Genomic DNA, 17,587 nt, shown 5'->3' with positions numbered 1-17,587 from the left:
GAACTACGGAGCCCAAGCCGCGGAGACCGCCCAGGTCACGTCCTGGTCGTACGAGACCGGGTTGTCGAACGGGTGGCCGCCGCCGCTGGTGGCGACGTACACCTCCTCGGCGTAGTGCCGCACGTTCGTACCCAGTTCGTTCACCGACGCCAACCGCACGCCGCCGGCACCGGGCTGGGCGCAGAACGTCGCGTCCTTCCGGAACAGGTCGGTGTTGTCGTTCCCGCCCAGCCGCACCCGGAAGTCCGCGTGCCGCAGGAACTGGCCCGGATAGTTCCGCGCCTCCAGCGAGTAGCACGAGGGGTCCGCGAGCCCGCGCCGCACGACGAACGTCGCGTCCGCTTTCAGCAGTGCCGCGCTCCCCGCGTTCACCACGTCCGTCCGCGCGAGGCCGTCGCGGTGCCGCAGGAAGCGGTCCGTGAAGCCGGGCGTGGCCACTTTGAACGACCGAGCCTGGTCCAGCGGCAGATCCGCGCCGCTGCGCCAAAGCGGGACCGACGCCGCCCACGTCGTGTCCGCCGCGAAGCTCGACGGCGTGTCCCACGGGTTCGGCCCGCCGCTGCGCGCCAGATAGACGGTCTCGGCGTAGTGGCGGATGAAGGCGCCCCGCTGGTTGAACGACTCCAGCGCCGTTCCTCCGGCGCCTTCCCTCGCGCAGAAGGTCGCGTCGCCGGCGAACGACGCCGAACCGTCGTTCGCGTCCTTGCGGACCCGCGACGACGCGTGCCGCAGGAAGTGCCCGGGGTAGTTCCGCGACTCGAACGACAGGCACGACGCGTCGGCCAGTCCCTGCCGGGCCCAGAACGTCGCGTCCTTCTTCCCCAGGTCCGCACTGCCTTCACCGAGGACGTCCGTGCGGACGAAATCGTCCTGGTGCCGCAGATAGCGATCCGTGTACCCGGCCGTCGTGACCCGTAGCGACAGGAGTTCGCCTCGGCCGACCTCGGTACCCTTGGCGATGGCGAGCACCTTCTGGTTGATCTCGCGCACCCGCGCTTCGGTCATCTTCAACACGCGACGGTCGTAGGTGTAGAAGCCGTTGACCTCGTTCTCCACGTCGTACGGCTCGGTGTAGACCGACGCGGAAAGCCCGCGGCCGTGCACGAACCGCCCGACCTGTTCGGTGATCTCGACGTACCGGTTCGTCAACGACGTCTCGTCCGGGTACAGCGCGCCGTACGCGAAGCCCTTGCCCGGTTCCCATTCGTGCCCGATGACGCGTCGCCCGAGGCCGCCGTACTCCCCCAGCACCGCGATCCTTCGCGCGTCGGGCGGCCTGGTGCCGGTGGAGACCTGGTACGCGTGGTCGTCGATCACGTCACCGTTGCCCGGATCCGGATCGGACACGCAGCAGTTCGATCCCGAGTTGTGGTTGATCAGCCGGGTGTCGTCGATCGAGCGGACCAGATCCACGATGCGGCCGGCGTCGTACTCGCCCCAGCCTTCGTTGAACGGCACCCACTGCACGATCGAGGTGATGCCCTTGTGCTGCTCGATCATCCGCCGCAGTTCGGACTCGAAGTTCGCGCGCCCGTTCGGGACCTCGTCGATCGAGTCGAGCGACGGCATGTCCTGCCAGACCATCAGCCCCAGTTTGTCGGCGTGGTAGAACCACCGCGCCGGCTCGACCTTGATGTGCTTGCGGACCATGTTGAAGCCCAAGGCCTTCTGGCGTTCGAGGTCGAACCGCAGGGCCTCGTCGGTCGGCGCGGTGTAGATGCCGTCCGGCCAGTATCCCTGGTCCAGCGTGCCCAAGTGGAAGACGAACTTGCCGTTGAGCAGCGGCCGCATCACGCCGCCGACCATCGCCTTGCCCAGCGACCGCATGCCGAAGTACCCGGTGACGACGTCGCCTCCCGGCAGCCGGACGCGCAGGTCGTAGAGGAACGGGTCGTCGGGCGACCACAGCCGTGCGTTCGGCACCGGAATCCGCAGGCGGGTACCGACGGTACCGGTGGCGGTGCCGACCACTTGACCACCCGAAAGGACTTCGGCGGTCGCTTGCTGCCCTGAGGTCCCTTGGACGACGAGGTCGAGCGCGCCGCCGGGAACATCGGGAGTGGTGTCGAGCCGCGTGATGTGCTCGGCACGCACCGGCTCCAGCCAGACCGTCTGCCAGATCCCCGACGCCGCCGTGTAGAAGATGCCGCTGGGCGTCTTGCGCTGCTTCCCCACCGGGTACCGGCTCCCGTCGACAGGAGACGCGACGCCGACGATGATCTCGTTCTCCCCCGCCTTGAGCGCAGGGGTGATGTCGAACGAGAAGGCGTCGAAACCACCGGTGTGACTCCCGACCGGCGTCCCGTTGACCCAGACCCTGGTCTCCCAGGTGACGGCACCGAAGTTGAGCTTCACCCGGCGACCGTCCCAAGTGGACGGAACGGTGAACGTCCGGCGGTAGAACATGTTGTCCTCATGCCGTTTGATGCCCGAAAGCATCGACTCGATCGGGTAAGGCACGAGGACGTTCTCGCTCAACGGCCTGCCGATAGGCGGCGAATTCAGATTCGGTGCGCCGGTGAAACCCCAGGTTCCGTTGAGATTGAGCCATTCCGAGCGCACCAATTGCGGGCGCGGGTACTCGGGCAGCGCGTTCGACGGCGAGACGTGGCCGGTCCACGGGGTGGGGAGCGGGACGGGAGCGGCTTGGGCGACGGGGACGAGTGTCGTCGCGGCGGCCAGCAGACCGGCCACGACGCTCAGGGCGCGCGCGGTTCTTCGGTGCATGCGATCTCCCTATCTCCGGGCGGTCGTACGGGCCAATGACCGTTGCAGCACAACGACCACCAAGAGGAACGCACCGCTGACCACCGACTGGTAGTTGCTGTCGAGAGTTCCTATCTGGTTGATGACGTTCTGGATGACCGTTCGGATGCCCACCCCGATGACCGTTCCGAGAATCGTGCCCATCCCGCCGGTCAGCAGGGTGCCGCCGATGACGACGACGGAGATGGCGTCCAGTTCGAGGCCGACCCCGATCACTGTGACACCGGATTGCAGGTAAGCCGCGGTGAGCGCGCCCGCGAGCCCGGACAGGACGCCGCTCATCACGTAGACGGTGACCTTGGTGCGCGCCACCGGCAGTCCCATCAGTTTCGCGGACTGCTCCGAACCGCCGGTCGCGAACACCGACTGACCGAACCGGGTCCGCCGCAGCAGCAGCCCACCGACCAGGCAGAGCGCCGCCGCGATGAACACCGGATAGCCGAACCCGAACAGCGTGCCACGCCCGAGTTCGACGAACGCCTCGCCTTCGGGGATCTTGTACGTCGTCGCGCCCTCGCTGGTGATCGCGAGCAGCAGCCCGCGGGCGAACAGCAGGGACGCCAGCGTGACGATGAACGGTGCCATCCCGGTCTTCGCGACGAGCAACCCGTTGATCAGGCCGATCAGCCCGCACACCGCCAGCGGTAGCAGCAGCGCGACGAGGAATCCCCATTGCGACCCGTAGGCGGCGAGTACCCCGCCGAGGGCGTAGACGGATCCCACGGACAGATCGATCCCGCCGGTGATGATCACGAAGGTCATCCCGAGCGCGATGATGGCGAGGAACGAGCTCTGCAACGCGATGTCGCGCAGGTTGTCCAGGCTGCCGAAGCGCGGGAACAGCAGCCACGCGACGGCGACCATGAGCACCAGCGCGATCGCCGCGCCCTGTTTCTGCAGCACTCCGGTCATCAGCTCGCGCCGCGTGGAGTCCTGGGCGGCCATCGTGGGCGCCGCGGTCATCGGCTGCTCCGTTCCCGTGCGACGTACACCGCGCCGACGATGATCGCGGCCTGGATCATCTGCGCGGTCGAATCCGGCAGGTTGTGCTTGATGAGCGTGGCGCGGACGAGCTGCATGAGCAGGACACCCATCACCGTGCCGAGGATGCGGACCCGGCCGCCGGTCAGCGGGGTGCCGCCGACCACGACCGCGGTGATCGCGGACAGTTCCATCAGCAGGCCGGCGTCCGCGGGGTCGCCCGCGCCGAGCCGGGCGGTGGACAACACCCCGGCCAGCGCCGCGAGCAGCCCGCAGATCGCGTAGACGCCGATGAGGACGCGAGTGACCGGCAGCCCGGCGAGCACGCTGGCCCGCCGGTTGCCGCCGATCGCGACCAGCCGCCTGCCGAACGCCGTCTTCCCGACCAGCGCCGCCATCAGCACGGCCAGCACGGCCGCGATGAGCACGCTCACCGGGATCCCGAGCACCTCGCCGGTGCCGAGTGCGAGGAAGCCCGGATCGTGCAGCTGGATCAGCTGGCCGTCGGCGAGCACCAGCGCGAGCCCGCGCCCGCCGACGAGCAACGCCAGCGTCGCCACGATGGGTTGAATCCCGACTCTGGCCACGAGAACGCCGTTGAACGCACCCGCCGCCAGCCCCGCGGCGAGCGCGATGGCGACCGCGGGCAGCGTTCCGTAGCCGAGGTACAGCGGGACGAGCGCGGCCGACAGCGCCATCACCGCGCCCACCGACAGGTCGACGCCCTCGGTGCCGATCACCAGCGCCATCCCGAGCGCGACCACCAGCACCGGCGCGGCCTGGATGAGCTGGGTGCGGAAGTTCCCGACGGTCAGGAAGTTCGCCGTGAACGCGATGTTGAACAGGACGAGCGCGACGACGGCGACGTACACGCCGTACTCCTGCAGCCACCGCGCCGCCCGGGTCCGGTCCACCGTTTTCGCCGTGTCCGTCATGGCGGGCCCCGGTTCCTCCGTTCTCCGCTGAGTGCTAGTCATCCGCACCGCCCGAGGCGATCGCGGCCAGCACGTGGTCCTGCGTCAGCTCGTCCCCCGCCAGTTCCCCGACCACCGCGCCGTCCTTGAGCACGATCAGCCGGTCGGCGCCGTCGAGGAGTTCGTCCATCTCCGACGAGATCAGCAGGACGGCGAGCCCGTCTTTCGCGAGTTCGTCGATGAGCGCCTGTACCTCCGCCTTCGCGCCGACGTCGATCCCCCGGGTCGGCTCGTCGAGCAGCAGCACCTTCGGTTCGGTGCAGAGCCAGCGGGCGAGCAGCACCTTCTGCTGATTGCCGCCGGAGAGCTCCGCGACCTTCTGATCCGGGCTGGAGACCTTGATCCGCAGGCGTTTCACGAACGTGTCGACGATCCGGTCCTGCCGGGCACGGCTGACCAGGCCGAAACGGGACAGCTTCGGCAACGCGGCGAGCACGATGTTCTCCCGTACCGAGAGATGCGGGATGATGCCCTCGGTCTTGCGGTCTTCGGCGAGCATGCTGACCCCCGCGCGCATCGCGGCGGCCACATTCCCTTGCGGGACTTGCTTTCCCCCGACGAGGACGGTGCCACCGGACAGCGGCAGATCGCCGACGATCGCCCGCGCGGTCTCGGTCCGGCCGGAGCCGAGCAGCCCCGCGAGGCCGACGATCTCGCCGGGTCTGATCTCCACCGATACCCCGGTCAGGCGGTTGCCGCTGGTGAGGTTCTCCGCGCGCAGCACCGGTTCCCGGCCGGCCTCGTGGTCGCCCTCGAAGGCCGTCGCGCCATGCGAACGGATGTCACCGACACTGCGGCCGAGCATCATCGACACCAGTTCCAGCCGCGGCAAGTCGGCGAGCCGTCCGGTGTGGACCCGCTTGCCGTCCCGCAGCACCGTCACCCGTTCGCAGATCCGGTACAGCTCGTCCATGCGGTGACTGACGTACACGATCGCGATCCCGCGTTCGTGCAGCCTGCCGATGACCTCGAACAGCGTCTCGACCTCACGCGGCTCCAAAGACGACGTCGGCTCGTCCATGATCACGACGTCGGCGTCGACCGACACCGCGCGGGCCAGCGCCACCATCTGCTGCGCGCCGACACCGAGTGTCCCGAGTGGACGGCGCACGTCGGCGTCGATGCCGTAGTCCTTCAGCAGCGCCGCCGCGTCGGCGTTCATCCGCGCCCAGTCCACCAGCCCGAACCGCTTGCTCGGCTCGCGGCCGAGGTACACGTTGCTCGCCACGCTCATCAGCGGGATGAGGTTGACCTCCTGGTAGATCGTGGAGATCGCGCCCCGCGCGTGGATCGTGCCGGAGTCCGGCTTGTGCACGCCGGTGAGCACCTTGATCAGCGTCGACTTCCCGGCGCCGTTCTCGCCCACCAGCGCGTGCACCTCGCCCGGCCGCAGCGCGAACGACACGTCGTCGAGCGCGCGCACCCCGGCGAACGTCTTCGTCACGCCTTCGACCTCGAGAACCGGTTCCATCGTCAGTACGCGTTCCCGAGCTTCTGGGCCGCGTTCGCCGAGTCGTACTGGTCGTCGGAGATCACCACGGTCGGCGGGATCTCCTTGCCGGCGGCGAAGTCCTGCAGCGTGGTGAAGGCGAGCGGGCCGAAGCGCGGGTTGGACTCGATCACCGCGTTGTAGCTGCCGTCGGCGATGAGCTGGACGGCGTTGCGGGTGCCGTCGATCGACACGATCTTGACGTCCTTGCCCGGCGTCTTGCCCGCGGCCTTGAGCGCGGTCACCGCGCCGATGCCCATCTCGTCGTTCTCGGCGTAGACGGCGGTGATCTCCGGGTTGCTCTGGATGAGTTGCTCCATGACCGCCTGGCCCTTGGACCGGTCGAACTCACCGGTCTGCTCGGCGACGATCTGGATGCCGGTGGTCGCGGCGATCTCGTCCTTGAACCCCTTGGTGCGGTCGGTGGTCACGTTGTTGCCGGACGCCCCGAGCAGGATCGCGACCTTGCCGGTGCCGCCCGTGGCCTTCACCATCTCCTGCGCGGCGCGCTTGCCCTGCTCGACGAAGTTGGAGCCGATGAAGGTCAGGTAATCGGTGCACGGCTGGGAGGTCACTTTGCGGTCGATAGTGACGACCGGGACCTTCTTGGCCTTCGCCGCGTCGAGGGCGGGCTGGAGGCCGTCGGAGTTCAGCGGGGCGACGATGAGCAGCTGCGCGCCCCGGTCCAGCAACGACTTGATGTCGCTGACCTGCTTGTTGAGATCGCTCTGCGCGTTGGTGATCAGGAGTTTGTCCGCCGGGACACCGAGTTTCGTCGCTTCGTCCTTGATGGACTGCGTCTCGGCGATGCGGAACGGGTTCGCCTCCTTCTCCGACTGGGAGAAGCCGATGACCGCGTTCTTCACGTCCACCTGCGGGTAACCGGTCTTCTCGCGGGCGCATCCCGGCCCCGCGGCCTGGTTCGGCGCCGCCGAAGCGGCCGGTCCCGCCCCCGACGGGGCGGATTGCTGGGTCTCGCGGCTGGTGCAGGCCGTCAGCGCGAGCGCGAGGCCGGTCACCAGGAGCAGGGTGCGGCGGATGGGCAGGGACATCGATCGCTCCTCGGGGAAGTCGAGCACACGGATCTGCGGTGACCCATGTCACTCATAGGGACGATGCCAGATTTACATCGTTGGTACAACGTTGTAAATCCGCCGTTCGCGCGGCTAGGCTGTGCCGGATCTGTGCCGGAGCACTGCAGAGGGGAGCGAGGGTGGCCACGCTCAAGGACGTCGCCAAGCTTGCGGGCGTCTCGGTCAAGACCGTGTCGAACGTGGTCAACGGCTACGACTTCGTCAAGCCGGAGAACCGCAAACGCGTCGAGGAGGCACTGGCGTCGACCGGATATCGGCCCAACCTGGGCGCCCGCAACCTCCGCCGCGGCCGCACCGGGTTCCTCGGGCTGATGCTGCCCGAGCTGAGCATCCCGTACTTCGGCGAGCTGGCGGGCCTGGTGCTGCAGGCGGCGCAGGAACACGAGTGGAACGTCCTGATCGAACAGACCCTCGGCACCAGGGAGCGGGAGCGCAACGCGCTGTCCGCGCTCGGCCCCCATCTGATCGACGGCGCGATCATCAGTCCGGAAGCCTTGCACACCAACGATTTCGAGGATCTGGCGCCGGGCGTGCCACTGGTGATGCTCGGTGAGCACGTCGTAGACGTCCCGATCGACCACGTCGGTATCGACAACGTCCAGGCCGCCAGGATCGCGGTGCGGCACCTGATCTCACTCGGCCGCCGCCGGATCGCCGCGATCGGCGCGCATCCGCAGCGCCACACGGCCGCGCAACGGCTGGAGGGTTACCACTCCGCGCTCGAAGAAGCGGGGCTCGTGCCCATTCCCGAACTGGTCCTGCCCGCCCTGCGCTACCACCGCGCCAACGGTGCCGAAGCGATGGCACACCTCCTCGCGCTGCCGGAACCGCCCGACGCGGTCTTCTGCTTCAACGACCTTCTCGCCATCGGCGCCCTGCGCGCCGCGGCCGAACGCGGCGTCCAGGTGCCGTCGGACATGGCGATCGTCGGCTTCGACAACAACGAGGAGAGCGCGTACAGCCTGCCATCGCTGACGACGATCGCGCCGGACAAGGCGGCGATCGCGCGGGCCGCGGTCGATCTGCTGCGGCGGCGTATCGCGGGCGGGAGCGACCTGGAACCGGAAGACGTCCAGACGCCGTTCTCACTGGAGATCCGGAACAGCACCATCGCCTGACTCCCGGCCTGATCACGCGAGTTCGCCCATCTCGCCCCCGTACGTGGCATTGTGTGTCCGTGAACCGGGCTCTGGCCGCACTGACCCTCGTCGCGTACGTGACGTTGCCGCTCGGCTCGGCCAAATACGAGACGCTCGTGCTGCCGACGCTCCTCGCCGGGCTGATCTACGCGGCGATCGCGATCGCAGGCTTCCCCTGGGTGCAGAAACGCGGGCGCCCGTGGGCGATCGCGTACGTCTGCGTTCAGTTACCGCTCGGCTTCACCCTGTTCTCTCTGTCGGGCGCCGCCATCGGGGCCGTCCTGCTTCTCGTGGTCCTCGTCTGTCACACGGTGTTGCTGCTGCCACTACCGGTCGCTTTCGGGGTCGCGGTGGTGATCCCGTTGATCCATCTGCCGATGGCACCGCTGGACGGGCTCCGCGAGGGGCTCGGGACGCTGGCGGTCATGGTCTTCGCCGCCGTGGTGACCGAATTGGTCGTCCGGGAGAAGCGCGCGCGGGAGGAGCTGGCCGAGGCGCACGAACGTCTTCGCGACCAGGCCGCGCAGGCCGAACAGCTCGCCACGATCCAGGAACGCAACCGCCTCGCGCGCGACATCCACGACGGGCTCGGTCACCACCTCACCGTCGTCCAGATGATGTTGCAGGCCGCCCGCGCGGTGATCGGTACCGGCGACACGGAACGAGCCGACGGGATGCTCGCCAAGGCACAGGACCAGTCACGCGAGGCGCTCGCGGAGGTCCGCCGATCGGTGTCGGCGTTGCGGGAGCCGCGTTCCGAACCGCTCGCGGACGCGGTGCGGGCGCTGACGGAGGAGACTTCCGCGGCGGGCGTGCCGACCGGGTTCGAGGTCAAGGGCACCGCGCGGGACGCCCGGGCCGACGTGGAGGAGTCTCTGTTCCGGGCGGCACAGGAGGGACTGACCAACGTGCGCAAGCACGCGCGGGCCACCGCCGCGACCGTGGTGCTCGATTACGCCGTCACCGATCGAATCCGGCTCGAGGTCCGCGACGACGGTCTCGGGTTCACCGGGGATCCCCCGCCGGACAAGGGTTTCGGTCTCGTGGGACTACGCGAGCGGGTCGCCGGGCTGGGCGGCAGTGTCTCGGTCGACTCCGAAGAAGGGCACGGCGCGACGCTCACCGTGGAGGTGCCGGGATGAGCGTCCGGGTGCTGATCGTCGACGACCAGGCGTTGTTCCGCGAGGCGTTGGCGACCCTGCTGGAAGTCCAGCCGGAGATCGACGTCGTCGGCGAGGCCGCGAACGGCCAGGAAGCCGTCCGGCGCTGCGCCGAACTCCGTCCCGACGTCGCGCTGATGGACCTGCGGATGCCGGTGCTGGACGGCATCGCGGCCACCGCACGGCTTCGGGCCGAGCAACCGGACGTGCGTGTCCTGGCTTTGACGACGTTCGACGACGACGAGGACGTGTTCGCCGCGTTGCGCGCGGGGGCCGTCGGCTATCTGCTCAAGGACGTTTCGTCGACGCGGCTGGTCGAAGCGCTGGTCGCGGCCCAACGGGGCGAATCGGTGCTGCAGCCGTCGGTCGCGGCGAAACTCGTCGCCAGGGTGGCACGGCTGCCCGCCGAGGCACCCCGGCCGTTGGCGACCCCGCTCTCGGAGCGTGAACTCGAGGTCGTCCGGCTCCTGGCCGGCGGCCGCAGCAACCGCGAGATCGCCAAGACGCTGTTCCTCGCCGAGGGCACGGTGAAGAATCTCGTGACGAGCGTCCTGTCCAAGCTCCAGGTGCGGGATCGCACCCAGGCCGCCCTGCGCGCGAAGGAACTCGGCCTGTTTTGAGCGGCGGGTCGTGAGTGGCGATTCGGGTTCTGACCCCGGCCCGCCGCCGTCGAAGATCGGAANGGTCGAGTTTCCTCGGCTGAGCCGAGGGAAGGGGGCCTTCACGCGCGGCCGCTGTGCCTGCTGTGCCTGCTGTGGTCGCTGGTGCACCTGAGACGAGAGCGGCGACCCTGACGGTAGTGAAGGCCTCCTTCACTACCTTCAGGGTAGGCAAGGAGGCCTTCACGGACACATGACCTCGCACATGACTTCCGGCACCTGCTCCCGTGCCCCGTCTCGGCCGAACATTGCTCCCATCGCATCGACCGAGGGAGCCGGAAATGAACCACACGACTGAACAGAAGACCCGCAAGCAGGCCGTCCTGCACTTCATCCGCCACGCCGTGGAGATGCTGGTCGCGATGGTGGCCGGGATGATCGTCCTGGAGCCGGTCTGGTCGTTCCTGTGGCCGGGCCTTGCCGGGAACGTGACCGCGAACGCGCTGGTGATGGCGACGAACATGTCGATCGGCATGGCGCTGTGGATGCGGATCCGGCGCCACGGCTGGGCTTCGATCGCCGAGATGTCGGCCGCGATGTACCTGCCCTACGCGCTGTTCCTGCCGTTCTTCTGGACCGGCCTGGTCTCGGGTCCGACCCTGATGACGGCAGGGCACGTGCTGATGGTGCCCGCGATGCTCGCCGCCATGATCCGCCGCCGCGCCGAGTACGGGCTCTGACCATGCGACCCTTCGTCCGGATCACGCTGACCGTGCTGGCGTTCACCGTCGCCGCGCTGGCTCTGCCCGTCACACTCGGCGCGGTCACCCTCGGCGCCAGCTTCGAAAACCGCTACACACAGAGAACCGACGGGGTCGCGCCGCGCCCGGCCCACCGGCCGCACGATCCGGCGAAGCCCACCGCGGTGGTCGTCGTGGGGAACGAGGGTGCCGTCGTCTCCGACGCGCTCGCGCCCTACGAGGTCCTGGCGGCGGCCGATGCGTTCAACGTCTACACCGTCGCGCCGGAGGTCCGGCCGGTCACCCTGACCGGCGGCCTCGACCTGATCCCCGACCTGGGTTTCGCCGATCTCGACAGGCTGCTTTCGTCCGCCGCGCCGGACGTCGTGGTGGTGCCGGCGCTGCCGGATCTCGGTGAGCCGACCACGCGGCCGGTGACCGACTGGCTGAAGCGTCAGTCGGCGCGGGGCTCGCTGCTCATGAGTGTCTGCAACGGTTCGGGTGTGCTCGCCACGGCCGGGCTCCTCGACGGGAGGAAGGCCACCGCGCACTGGATCCGCATCGGTGGCTTCGACGACGAATTCCCCGCCGTGGACTGGGTTCGCGGCACGCGCTACGTCGACGACGGGAACATCGTGACCACGGCCGGCATCCTCTCCGGCATCGACGGAGCGCTCCACCTCACCGAGCGCTTCGCCGGCACCGAAGCCGCGCGGAAGGCCGCGGATGCGATCGGCTGGACCCACTACTCCCCCGGCCCCAGCCCGCCGATGACGCAGAACGGCTTCGATGCGGCGGACACCGTGGTCGGGTTCAACACGGCGTTCCGCTGGGACAAGCCGATGCTGGGTGTCCTGCTGACGAACGGGATCCGGGAACTGGAACTCGCCGCGGTGTTCGACACCTACGGGCAGTCGCTGGCGGTCGGGACGACGGCGGTCGGCCTCGACGGCACGCCGATCCGGTCCCGGCACGGACTGACCTTCGCGCCGCGCGGCACGCCGGCGACCGCCGACCACGACCGGTTGATCGTGCCCGGCGCCGACGCGGCCGCGAGTCGCGCCGCCGATCGGTACCCCGGGTTCTCGCCGGTGTATCTGCACGCGGCGCCGGGGTTCCCGTTCGACGCCGTACTCGAAGACCTCGTGCGCACCACGGACACCGCGACCACGCGGTGGACGGCCAGAACGCTGGAGTACCGGACCGAGCACCTCACGCTCGATGGCGAAGCGTGGCCGTGGACGGTCACGCTCCGGCCGTTCGGGCTGGCCGTCATCGGCCTGCTCGCGGCCTTCGGGATCCGAGCCCTCTATCGCCGGATCCGGACCACCCGGCGGCAGCCGGGCCCGGAGTGACCCTGGTTCTTTTCGGACCGAGGCCTTCGGCCCTGTGTCAGTCACCGGCCCGCGGGCCGGGTCCGGTCTCCCGGACGACGCGGTAGCGCGGATTCGCGCTCACCAGCGACTCGACGTCGCCCGGCAGGCCGTCGAGCGCCGCTTGGATGGCCGCGAGCCGTCCGGCGGTGTCCGACGTCTCCTCGAAATGCCGGTAGTCCGCCTCGCTCGCCCAGCTGACGACGTTGACGACCCTCGTCCCGTCCACACTCGCGTGGAAGCGGGCCGAGAGGTACCCCGGGTAGAACCGGACCCAGCGCTCCTGGATCTCCGCGAAGGCCTCCACCAACGCCGCCTGGGTCTCCGGCCCGTCGACCGCGTACTCGATGATCGAGTAGAAGCCCTTGTCCTCACTCATGTTCACTCCTCGAAACAGGTGATGGACCCGAGCCTTCACCCTCGACCTCGGTGGAGATCAAGAGTGACCTGCCCGACATGTTCCTCCGGCCGGGTCTGGCGGGCAGAGGTCCGCTCGGCGAGGATCGGCCGATGCGCGACAGCAAGACGTTCGGCCTGATCGCCCGAGGCGGGCTCGTCTGCTACGCCATCGTGCACCTGCTCGTCGCATGGCTCGCGGCGCAGGTCGCACTCGGCGACAAGGCGAAGGCGGACAAGGCGGGCGCACTGCAGATGGTGGTCGCCGAGGGCGGCGCGTGGCTGCTGTGGCTGATCGCGGCCGGTCTCGCCGTCTTGGCGTTGTGGCAGCTCAGCGAGGCGATCACTGGGCACCGGCACGTCAAGGCACGGCGGCGGACCGTACGCAGGATCGTCAGCGGGATCGAGGTCGTGTTGTACGGTCTCGTGTCCTACAGCGCGGTGAAGATCGCCGTCGCGGGCGCCGACGACGGGCAAGGCTCTCTCGTCGCCGGGATCCTCGCGGAGCCGTACGGACCGGTTCTGGTCACCGCCGCCGGGATCGCCGTGGTCGCGGTGGCCGTGTTCCTCGCCCAGCGTGGCATCCGGAAGACCTTCACCCGGGAACTCGACTTCAGCGGTGCCTCCGAGCCCGCCAGGACCACGACGATCCGGCTCGGGCAGGTCGGCTGGATCGCGCTCTCCGCCGCGTACGGCACCATCGGCGTGCTGACGGTCGTCGCGGCGGTCACGTTCGACCCGGCCAAGGCGGGCGGCCTCGACGCCGCGCTGAAGACGCTCTCCGCCCAGCCGTACGGCGGTCCGATGCTCCTCGTGCTCGCGGCGGGGATCGCCGCGTTCGGCGCCTTCGCGCTACTGGACGCGCGTTTCCGGAAGATCTGACCTGCCCGGCGAACCGACCTGTGGCACCGTGAACGACGTCTGGAGGTCGTGATGACAGGTGTGGTCGGGCTGATCCGCGAGCGAGGCGAGGACGATCGTCAGGCGCGGATCGTCGAGGTACTGGTGGAGGCCTTCGAGGACCTCATGCGCGCGGACGCGGACGCGTTCCGCCGCAAGTTCCGGAAGATGGCCGCCGCCCCCTTCGCGTTCTACCGGGGTTCGGCGTGCCTGTTCTACGCGGACATGGCGCACGAGGACGATCCGTGGGCGAACGCCGAAACCAGCCGTGTGTGGATCCAGGGCGACCTGCACGCCGAGAACTTCGGCAGCTACATGGATTCGTCCGGGACGCTGGTGTTCGACGTCAACGACTTCGACGAGGCCTACCTCGGCTGCTTCACCTGGGACCTCAAACGACTGGCCGCCAGTGTCGCGCTGCTGGCGTGGAGCAAGGCGATCTCGGACGACGACATCGAGACGCTGATCGGCACCTATCTGCGCGCCTACGTCGAACAGGTCCGCGAGTACGCCGAGCAGCCCGGCGACGAACTCGTCCGGCTTCAGCTTGACAGCACCGAGGGCGTCCTGCACCACGTCCTGCTGAGGGCCCGGCTCAAGACACGGATCGACCTGCTCGACGAGCTGACCACTGTGGAGGATTACGACCGCAGGTTCCGGCACGGGCCTGGTGTCCGGGTCCTCGAGAAAGCCGAACACGAGATCGCGACCAGGGCCTTCGAGTCCTATTTGGACACCATTCCGGAGAACAAGCGGTTCGGCAGCATCACCTACCGGGTCAAGGACATCGTCGGCCGGACCGGATTCGGCATCGGCTCCGCCGGACTGCCCGCGTACAACATCCTCGTCGAAGGCCGGACACAGGCGCTGGAGAACGACGTCGTCCTGTCGATGAAACAGGGCAACGTCGCGGCGCCGAGCCGTATCGTGTCCGAACAGAGCATCCGCGGCTACTTCACCAACGAGGGGCACCGTACCGCCGTCTCCCAGCGCGCCTTGCAGGCGCACGCGGATCCCTGGCTGGGCTACACGGAGATCGACGGGACCGGGTTCGTCGTCTCGGAGCTGTCGCCTTACGTCGACGACCTGGACTGGTCGGATCTGACCGAACCGTCGGAGATGGGGCCGGTCCTCGACTACCTCGGCCGGGCCACCGCGAAGATGCACTGTGTGTCCGATTCGGACTCCGAGCAGACCCTAGTCGATTTCCAGAGCGAAGCGGCCATCGCCGGGGTCATCGGTGACCGTGAAGACGAGTTCGTCCGCTCGCTGACCGAGTTCGCGATGGCCTACGCCGAGCAGTCAAGGGACGACCACCGGTTGTTCGTCGACGCCTTCCGCGGCGGGAAGATCCCCGCCGTCCGGCCCGCCGCTGAGGGCTGACCGGACGACGGGGACGCGCTACTCGCGGAGACCGATCGCCTCGATCGGCTTCGACCGCAGCGCCACGCGGGTGGCCAGGCCGAGCGACAGGACGCCGAGCAGGATCGCCCCGGCGACGACCCCGCCGAAGACGGTGATCGTGCCGGACGGCAGCGGCGTGCCACGCAGACCGAGGTTCAGCAGTACCAGCGGAACCCCCGCTACCACGGTCCCCAGCAGCGCCGCGACGCCGGCCGTCGTCAGCGCTTCGAAGCGCATCATCCGCACCACCTGGCGTTTCGTCGTGCCGATCAGGCGCAGGAGCGCGAACTCCCGGGAGCGCTGCGCCGTGCTCATCACCAGCGTGTTCGCCACGGAGATCACGACGTAGCCGAGGATCACCCCGACCGCGACCAGGTTCACGTAGAACTGGGCCTGCTGCTGCCCGCCGGCGGGCGCGGCGACCGCCGATCCCGGCGTCACGACCAGCCCCGGATAGCGGGCCGCGAGGGCGTTCAGCGCGGCGGTCACGGTGGCGGCGTCCGCGTCGGGCTGCTGCCGCACCAGCACCGAGTCGTCCATCCGATCGCCGGTGTGCGCCCTGGCGAGGTCCGCGGGCAGCACGTAACGGCCGAAAGCCTGGTCACGGCTGTAGGTGGCGACCAGCCGCAGTTTGGCCGGAGCGCCGTCACCGAAGTAGAACTCGACCTCGTCGCCGATCTTCTTCTCGTACCAGCCTGCTTCCGATTCGCTCATCGCGACGGTGTTCCCGGTCAGGTCGGTGATCTTGCCCGACACCACGCCCAGCTCCAGGTTCCCGCGGACCTGCGCGCCGTCCAGTCCTTGCGCCGCGTACCGCTCGACGCGCAGGCTGTCCTGTTCCTGCACCGTGTTGATCACCTCGGTGCGGACGACCCGGGTCGCGGCGGCCACCCCGGGGATCCGCCGCGCCGCCTCGGCGACCTCCGGCGAGAGCCCGCCCGTGCTCCCGGCGAGCACGTGGTCGGCGGTGGTCGACTCGACGGTCTCCTCCTGTCGCGCGGCGGCCGCGGAGGTCTGGCTGTAGAACATCGTCAGCGCGAACGAGACGGCCAGCATCACCGGCGTCACCGCGGCGGCGAGACGGCGCGAGTTGGCCTGGCTGTTCGCCGCGGCCAGGTAGCCGCTGATCCGCGAGGTCCGGTTGAGCACCGGGGCGATCAGCCGCGTCATGACGGCGACGACCTTCGGGCTGACCACGGCCAGCCCGATCACGATGATCAGCGACGAACCACCCGAAGCCGCGAGCCCCGCGTCACCGCGGAGGAAGATCGGAACCATCGATCCCCCGAGACCGGCCACCACCAGCGCGCAGCCGATGACGACGCGCACACGCCCGAGTTCACGCCGCTCCACCGCGGCCTCGCCGAGCGCCTCCACCGGTCGGATCGACGACGGGCGCCGCGAAGCCGACCAGGCGGCCAGGCGTGCCGTGCCGAGACCGAGCGCCAGCGCGGCGACGAGCGGGATCGGGCTGAGCGCCAGTTCGAAGTCGGGCGGGATCACGCCGATGGCCCCGAAGGCGTTCCTCAGCCCGAAACCCACCGCCACCCCGAGGCCGCTGCCCAGTACCCCGGCGACCACCGCGACGATCATCGTCTCGGCGCCGATGAGCTTGCGGATCTGCTGGGGAGTCGCCGCGATCGCCCGCAGCAACGCGAACTCCCGGCGTCGCTGGTTGATGACCAGCGCCAGCGTGCTGGCCACGACGAACACCGCGATGAGGAGCGCGAAGCCGCCGAACGAGCCCGCCAGCGCCATCAGCAGCATCCGGGTCTGGCTGACGTCGAGGAACTCGACCGTGCTGCGCTCGACCCCGGTCGTCACCGTCACCTTGTCGGTGCCGACCGCGTCGCGGATCCGGTCGGCGAGGTCCCCCGGCGCGACACCCGGGTCCGCCAGCACACCGATCGCGTGCGCCTGGCCGGGTGTCCCGGCGAGTTCGGCGGCTTTCTCCGGTGAGAAGAACACCGCGGATTGCCGGGTGAGTCCGTCACCCGACTTCGGGGCGGCGATACCGGAAACCCGGAACTCCACCGGCGCCGAACGGACGGCGATCTTCACCCGCTGACCGGCCGACACCCCGCTCCGCGACGCCAGGTCCGCGTCCAGGACGACCTCGTCGGCGCCCGCGGGCGCCCGGCCGTCACGCAGCGAGAACGGCGCCAGCGCCGCGGCGTCCCAGTTGTGGCCCAACGACTGGCCGCCTTCGGGCCCGTTCAGCACCCGGCCGTCGGCCGTCACCACGGTGGCCGGGAAGCTCTGCTCCGCCACCACGCCGCGAACCCCCGGCACCGCGGCGATCGTCCCGGCGAGGCTCACCGGCACCGAAGCCTGCTCGGCGACCTGCTGGGTCTCGAGCGGGCCGGCACCCGGCGGGTCGACCGTCTGCTGACCGCCGACGACGACCGCCGCGTCCGCGTACCGCTGCGTCGGGACACCCGCGCGCAGACCGGATTCCATCAGGATGCCGCACCCGGCGACCAGCGCCGTCCCGCAGAGGATCGCGACGAACGCGCCGACGAAACCGCTCAAGCGGGTCTTCGTCGTCTGCCAAGCCAAATCCCACATGACG

Annotated in this window: 14 protein-coding genes; 7 read left to right on the top strand and 7 right to left on the bottom strand. The window is 69.3% G+C overall.

The features are described 5' to 3' along the window. Window positions 1-3: 3 nt before the first annotated feature. The 5 genes from LCL61_RS23530 to LCL61_RS23510 are packed head-to-tail and all read right to left on the bottom strand — an operon-like array spanning window position 4 to window position 7,262. The gene (locus tag LCL61_RS23530) at window positions 4-2,727 is read right to left on the bottom strand and encodes an AbfB domain-containing protein (RefSeq protein WP_340681707.1); all 2,724 of its coding nucleotides are present in this window, start codon (window positions 2,725-2,727) and stop codon (window positions 4-6) included. A 9-nt stretch (window positions 2,728-2,736) separates the two neighbouring features. Continuing rightward, complete coding sequence (locus tag LCL61_RS23525) at window positions 2,737-3,729, bottom strand: ABC transporter permease (RefSeq protein WP_199745489.1); 993 nt, start codon at window positions 3,727-3,729, stop codon at window positions 2,737-2,739. Then, window positions 3,726-4,682 carry an ABC transporter permease gene (locus tag LCL61_RS23520; protein ID WP_126735093.1) on the bottom strand — a complete coding sequence of 319 codons (957 nt, stop codon included), beginning with the start codon at window positions 4,680-4,682 and terminating at the stop codon, window positions 3,726-3,728. Before LCL61_RS23520 ends, LCL61_RS23525 begins: the two co-directional genes overlap by 4 nt. Window positions 4,683-4,716: 34 nt before the next feature. Further along, window positions 4,717-6,192 (bottom strand): sugar ABC transporter ATP-binding protein, encoded by a 1,476-nt coding sequence (locus LCL61_RS23515; protein ID WP_340681706.1) that lies wholly within the window; start codon window positions 6,190-6,192, stop codon window positions 4,717-4,719. A 2-nt stretch (window positions 6,193-6,194) separates the two neighbouring features. Next, window positions 6,195-7,262, bottom strand: a complete 1,068-nt coding sequence (locus LCL61_RS23510) for an ABC transporter substrate-binding protein (protein WP_340681705.1) — start codon at window positions 7,260-7,262, stop codon at window positions 6,195-6,197. A 161-nt stretch (window positions 7,263-7,423) separates the two neighbouring features. Here LCL61_RS23510 and LCL61_RS23505 point away from each other — a divergent pair, with 161 nt between their 5' ends. The 5 genes from LCL61_RS23505 (at window position 7,424) to LCL61_RS23485 (ending at window position 12,297) form a co-directional block, all read left to right on the top strand. Beyond that, window positions 7,424-8,422 (top strand): LacI family DNA-binding transcriptional regulator, encoded by a 999-nt coding sequence (locus tag LCL61_RS23505; protein WP_340681704.1) that lies wholly within the window; start codon window positions 7,424-7,426, stop codon window positions 8,420-8,422. Between the two features lie 59 nt (window positions 8,423-8,481). Continuing rightward, window positions 8,482-9,585, top strand: coding sequence for a sensor histidine kinase (locus LCL61_RS23500; protein ID WP_340681703.1), 1,104 nt, complete (start codon window positions 8,482-8,484; stop codon window positions 9,583-9,585). After that, window positions 9,582-10,223 carry a response regulator transcription factor gene (locus LCL61_RS23495; RefSeq protein ID WP_340681702.1) on the top strand — a complete coding sequence of 214 codons (642 nt, stop codon included), beginning with the start codon at window positions 9,582-9,584 and terminating at the stop codon, window positions 10,221-10,223. The genes LCL61_RS23500 and LCL61_RS23495 overlap by 4 nt, the downstream gene beginning before the upstream one ends. Window positions 10,224-10,543: 320 nt before the next feature. Continuing rightward, entirely contained in the window at window positions 10,544-10,942 is a 399-nt protein-coding gene (locus LCL61_RS23490; protein ID WP_340681701.1) for a hypothetical protein, read from the top strand. Window positions 10,943-10,944: 2 nt separating this feature from the next. Continuing rightward, window positions 10,945-12,297: a GlxA family transcriptional regulator gene (locus LCL61_RS23485; RefSeq protein WP_340681700.1), complete on the top strand. Its 1,353-nt coding sequence runs from the start codon at window positions 10,945-10,947 to the stop codon at window positions 12,295-12,297. Window positions 12,298-12,334: 37 nt separating this feature from the next. Here LCL61_RS23485 and LCL61_RS23480 read toward each other — a convergent pair whose 3' ends face one another. Continuing rightward, window positions 12,335-12,694, bottom strand: coding sequence for an antibiotic biosynthesis monooxygenase family protein (locus LCL61_RS23480; RefSeq protein ID WP_340681699.1), 360 nt, complete (start codon window positions 12,692-12,694; stop codon window positions 12,335-12,337). 50 nt (window positions 12,695-12,744) lie between these two features. On the opposite strand from LCL61_RS23480, the gene LCL61_RS23475 reads away from it, so the two are divergent. Together LCL61_RS23475 and LCL61_RS23470 are read left to right on the top strand one after the other, a co-directional pair. Next, entirely contained in the window at window positions 12,745-13,593 is an 849-nt protein-coding gene (locus tag LCL61_RS23475; RefSeq protein ID WP_340681698.1) for a DUF1206 domain-containing protein, read from the top strand. A gap of 51 nt (window positions 13,594-13,644) precedes the next feature. Continuing rightward, window positions 13,645-14,994 carry a DUF2252 domain-containing protein gene (locus tag LCL61_RS23470; protein ID WP_340681697.1) on the top strand — a complete coding sequence of 450 codons (1,350 nt, stop codon included), beginning with the start codon at window positions 13,645-13,647 and terminating at the stop codon, window positions 14,992-14,994. Between the two features lie 18 nt (window positions 14,995-15,012). On the opposite strand, the gene LCL61_RS23465 is transcribed toward LCL61_RS23470, so the two are convergent. Further along, window positions 15,013-17,583, bottom strand: coding sequence for an FtsX-like permease family protein (locus tag LCL61_RS23465; protein ID WP_340681696.1), 2,571 nt, complete (start codon window positions 17,581-17,583; stop codon window positions 15,013-15,015). Between the last annotated feature and the right edge of the window lie 4 nt (window positions 17,584-17,587).

Source organism: Amycolatopsis coloradensis, assembly GCF_037997115.1.
GTDB classification, from domain to species: Bacteria; Actinomycetota; Actinomycetes; order Mycobacteriales; family Pseudonocardiaceae; genus Amycolatopsis; species Amycolatopsis coloradensis_A.
Note: the sequence above shows the minus strand (reverse complement) of the source record. Positions and strands in the feature narration are given on the sequence as shown.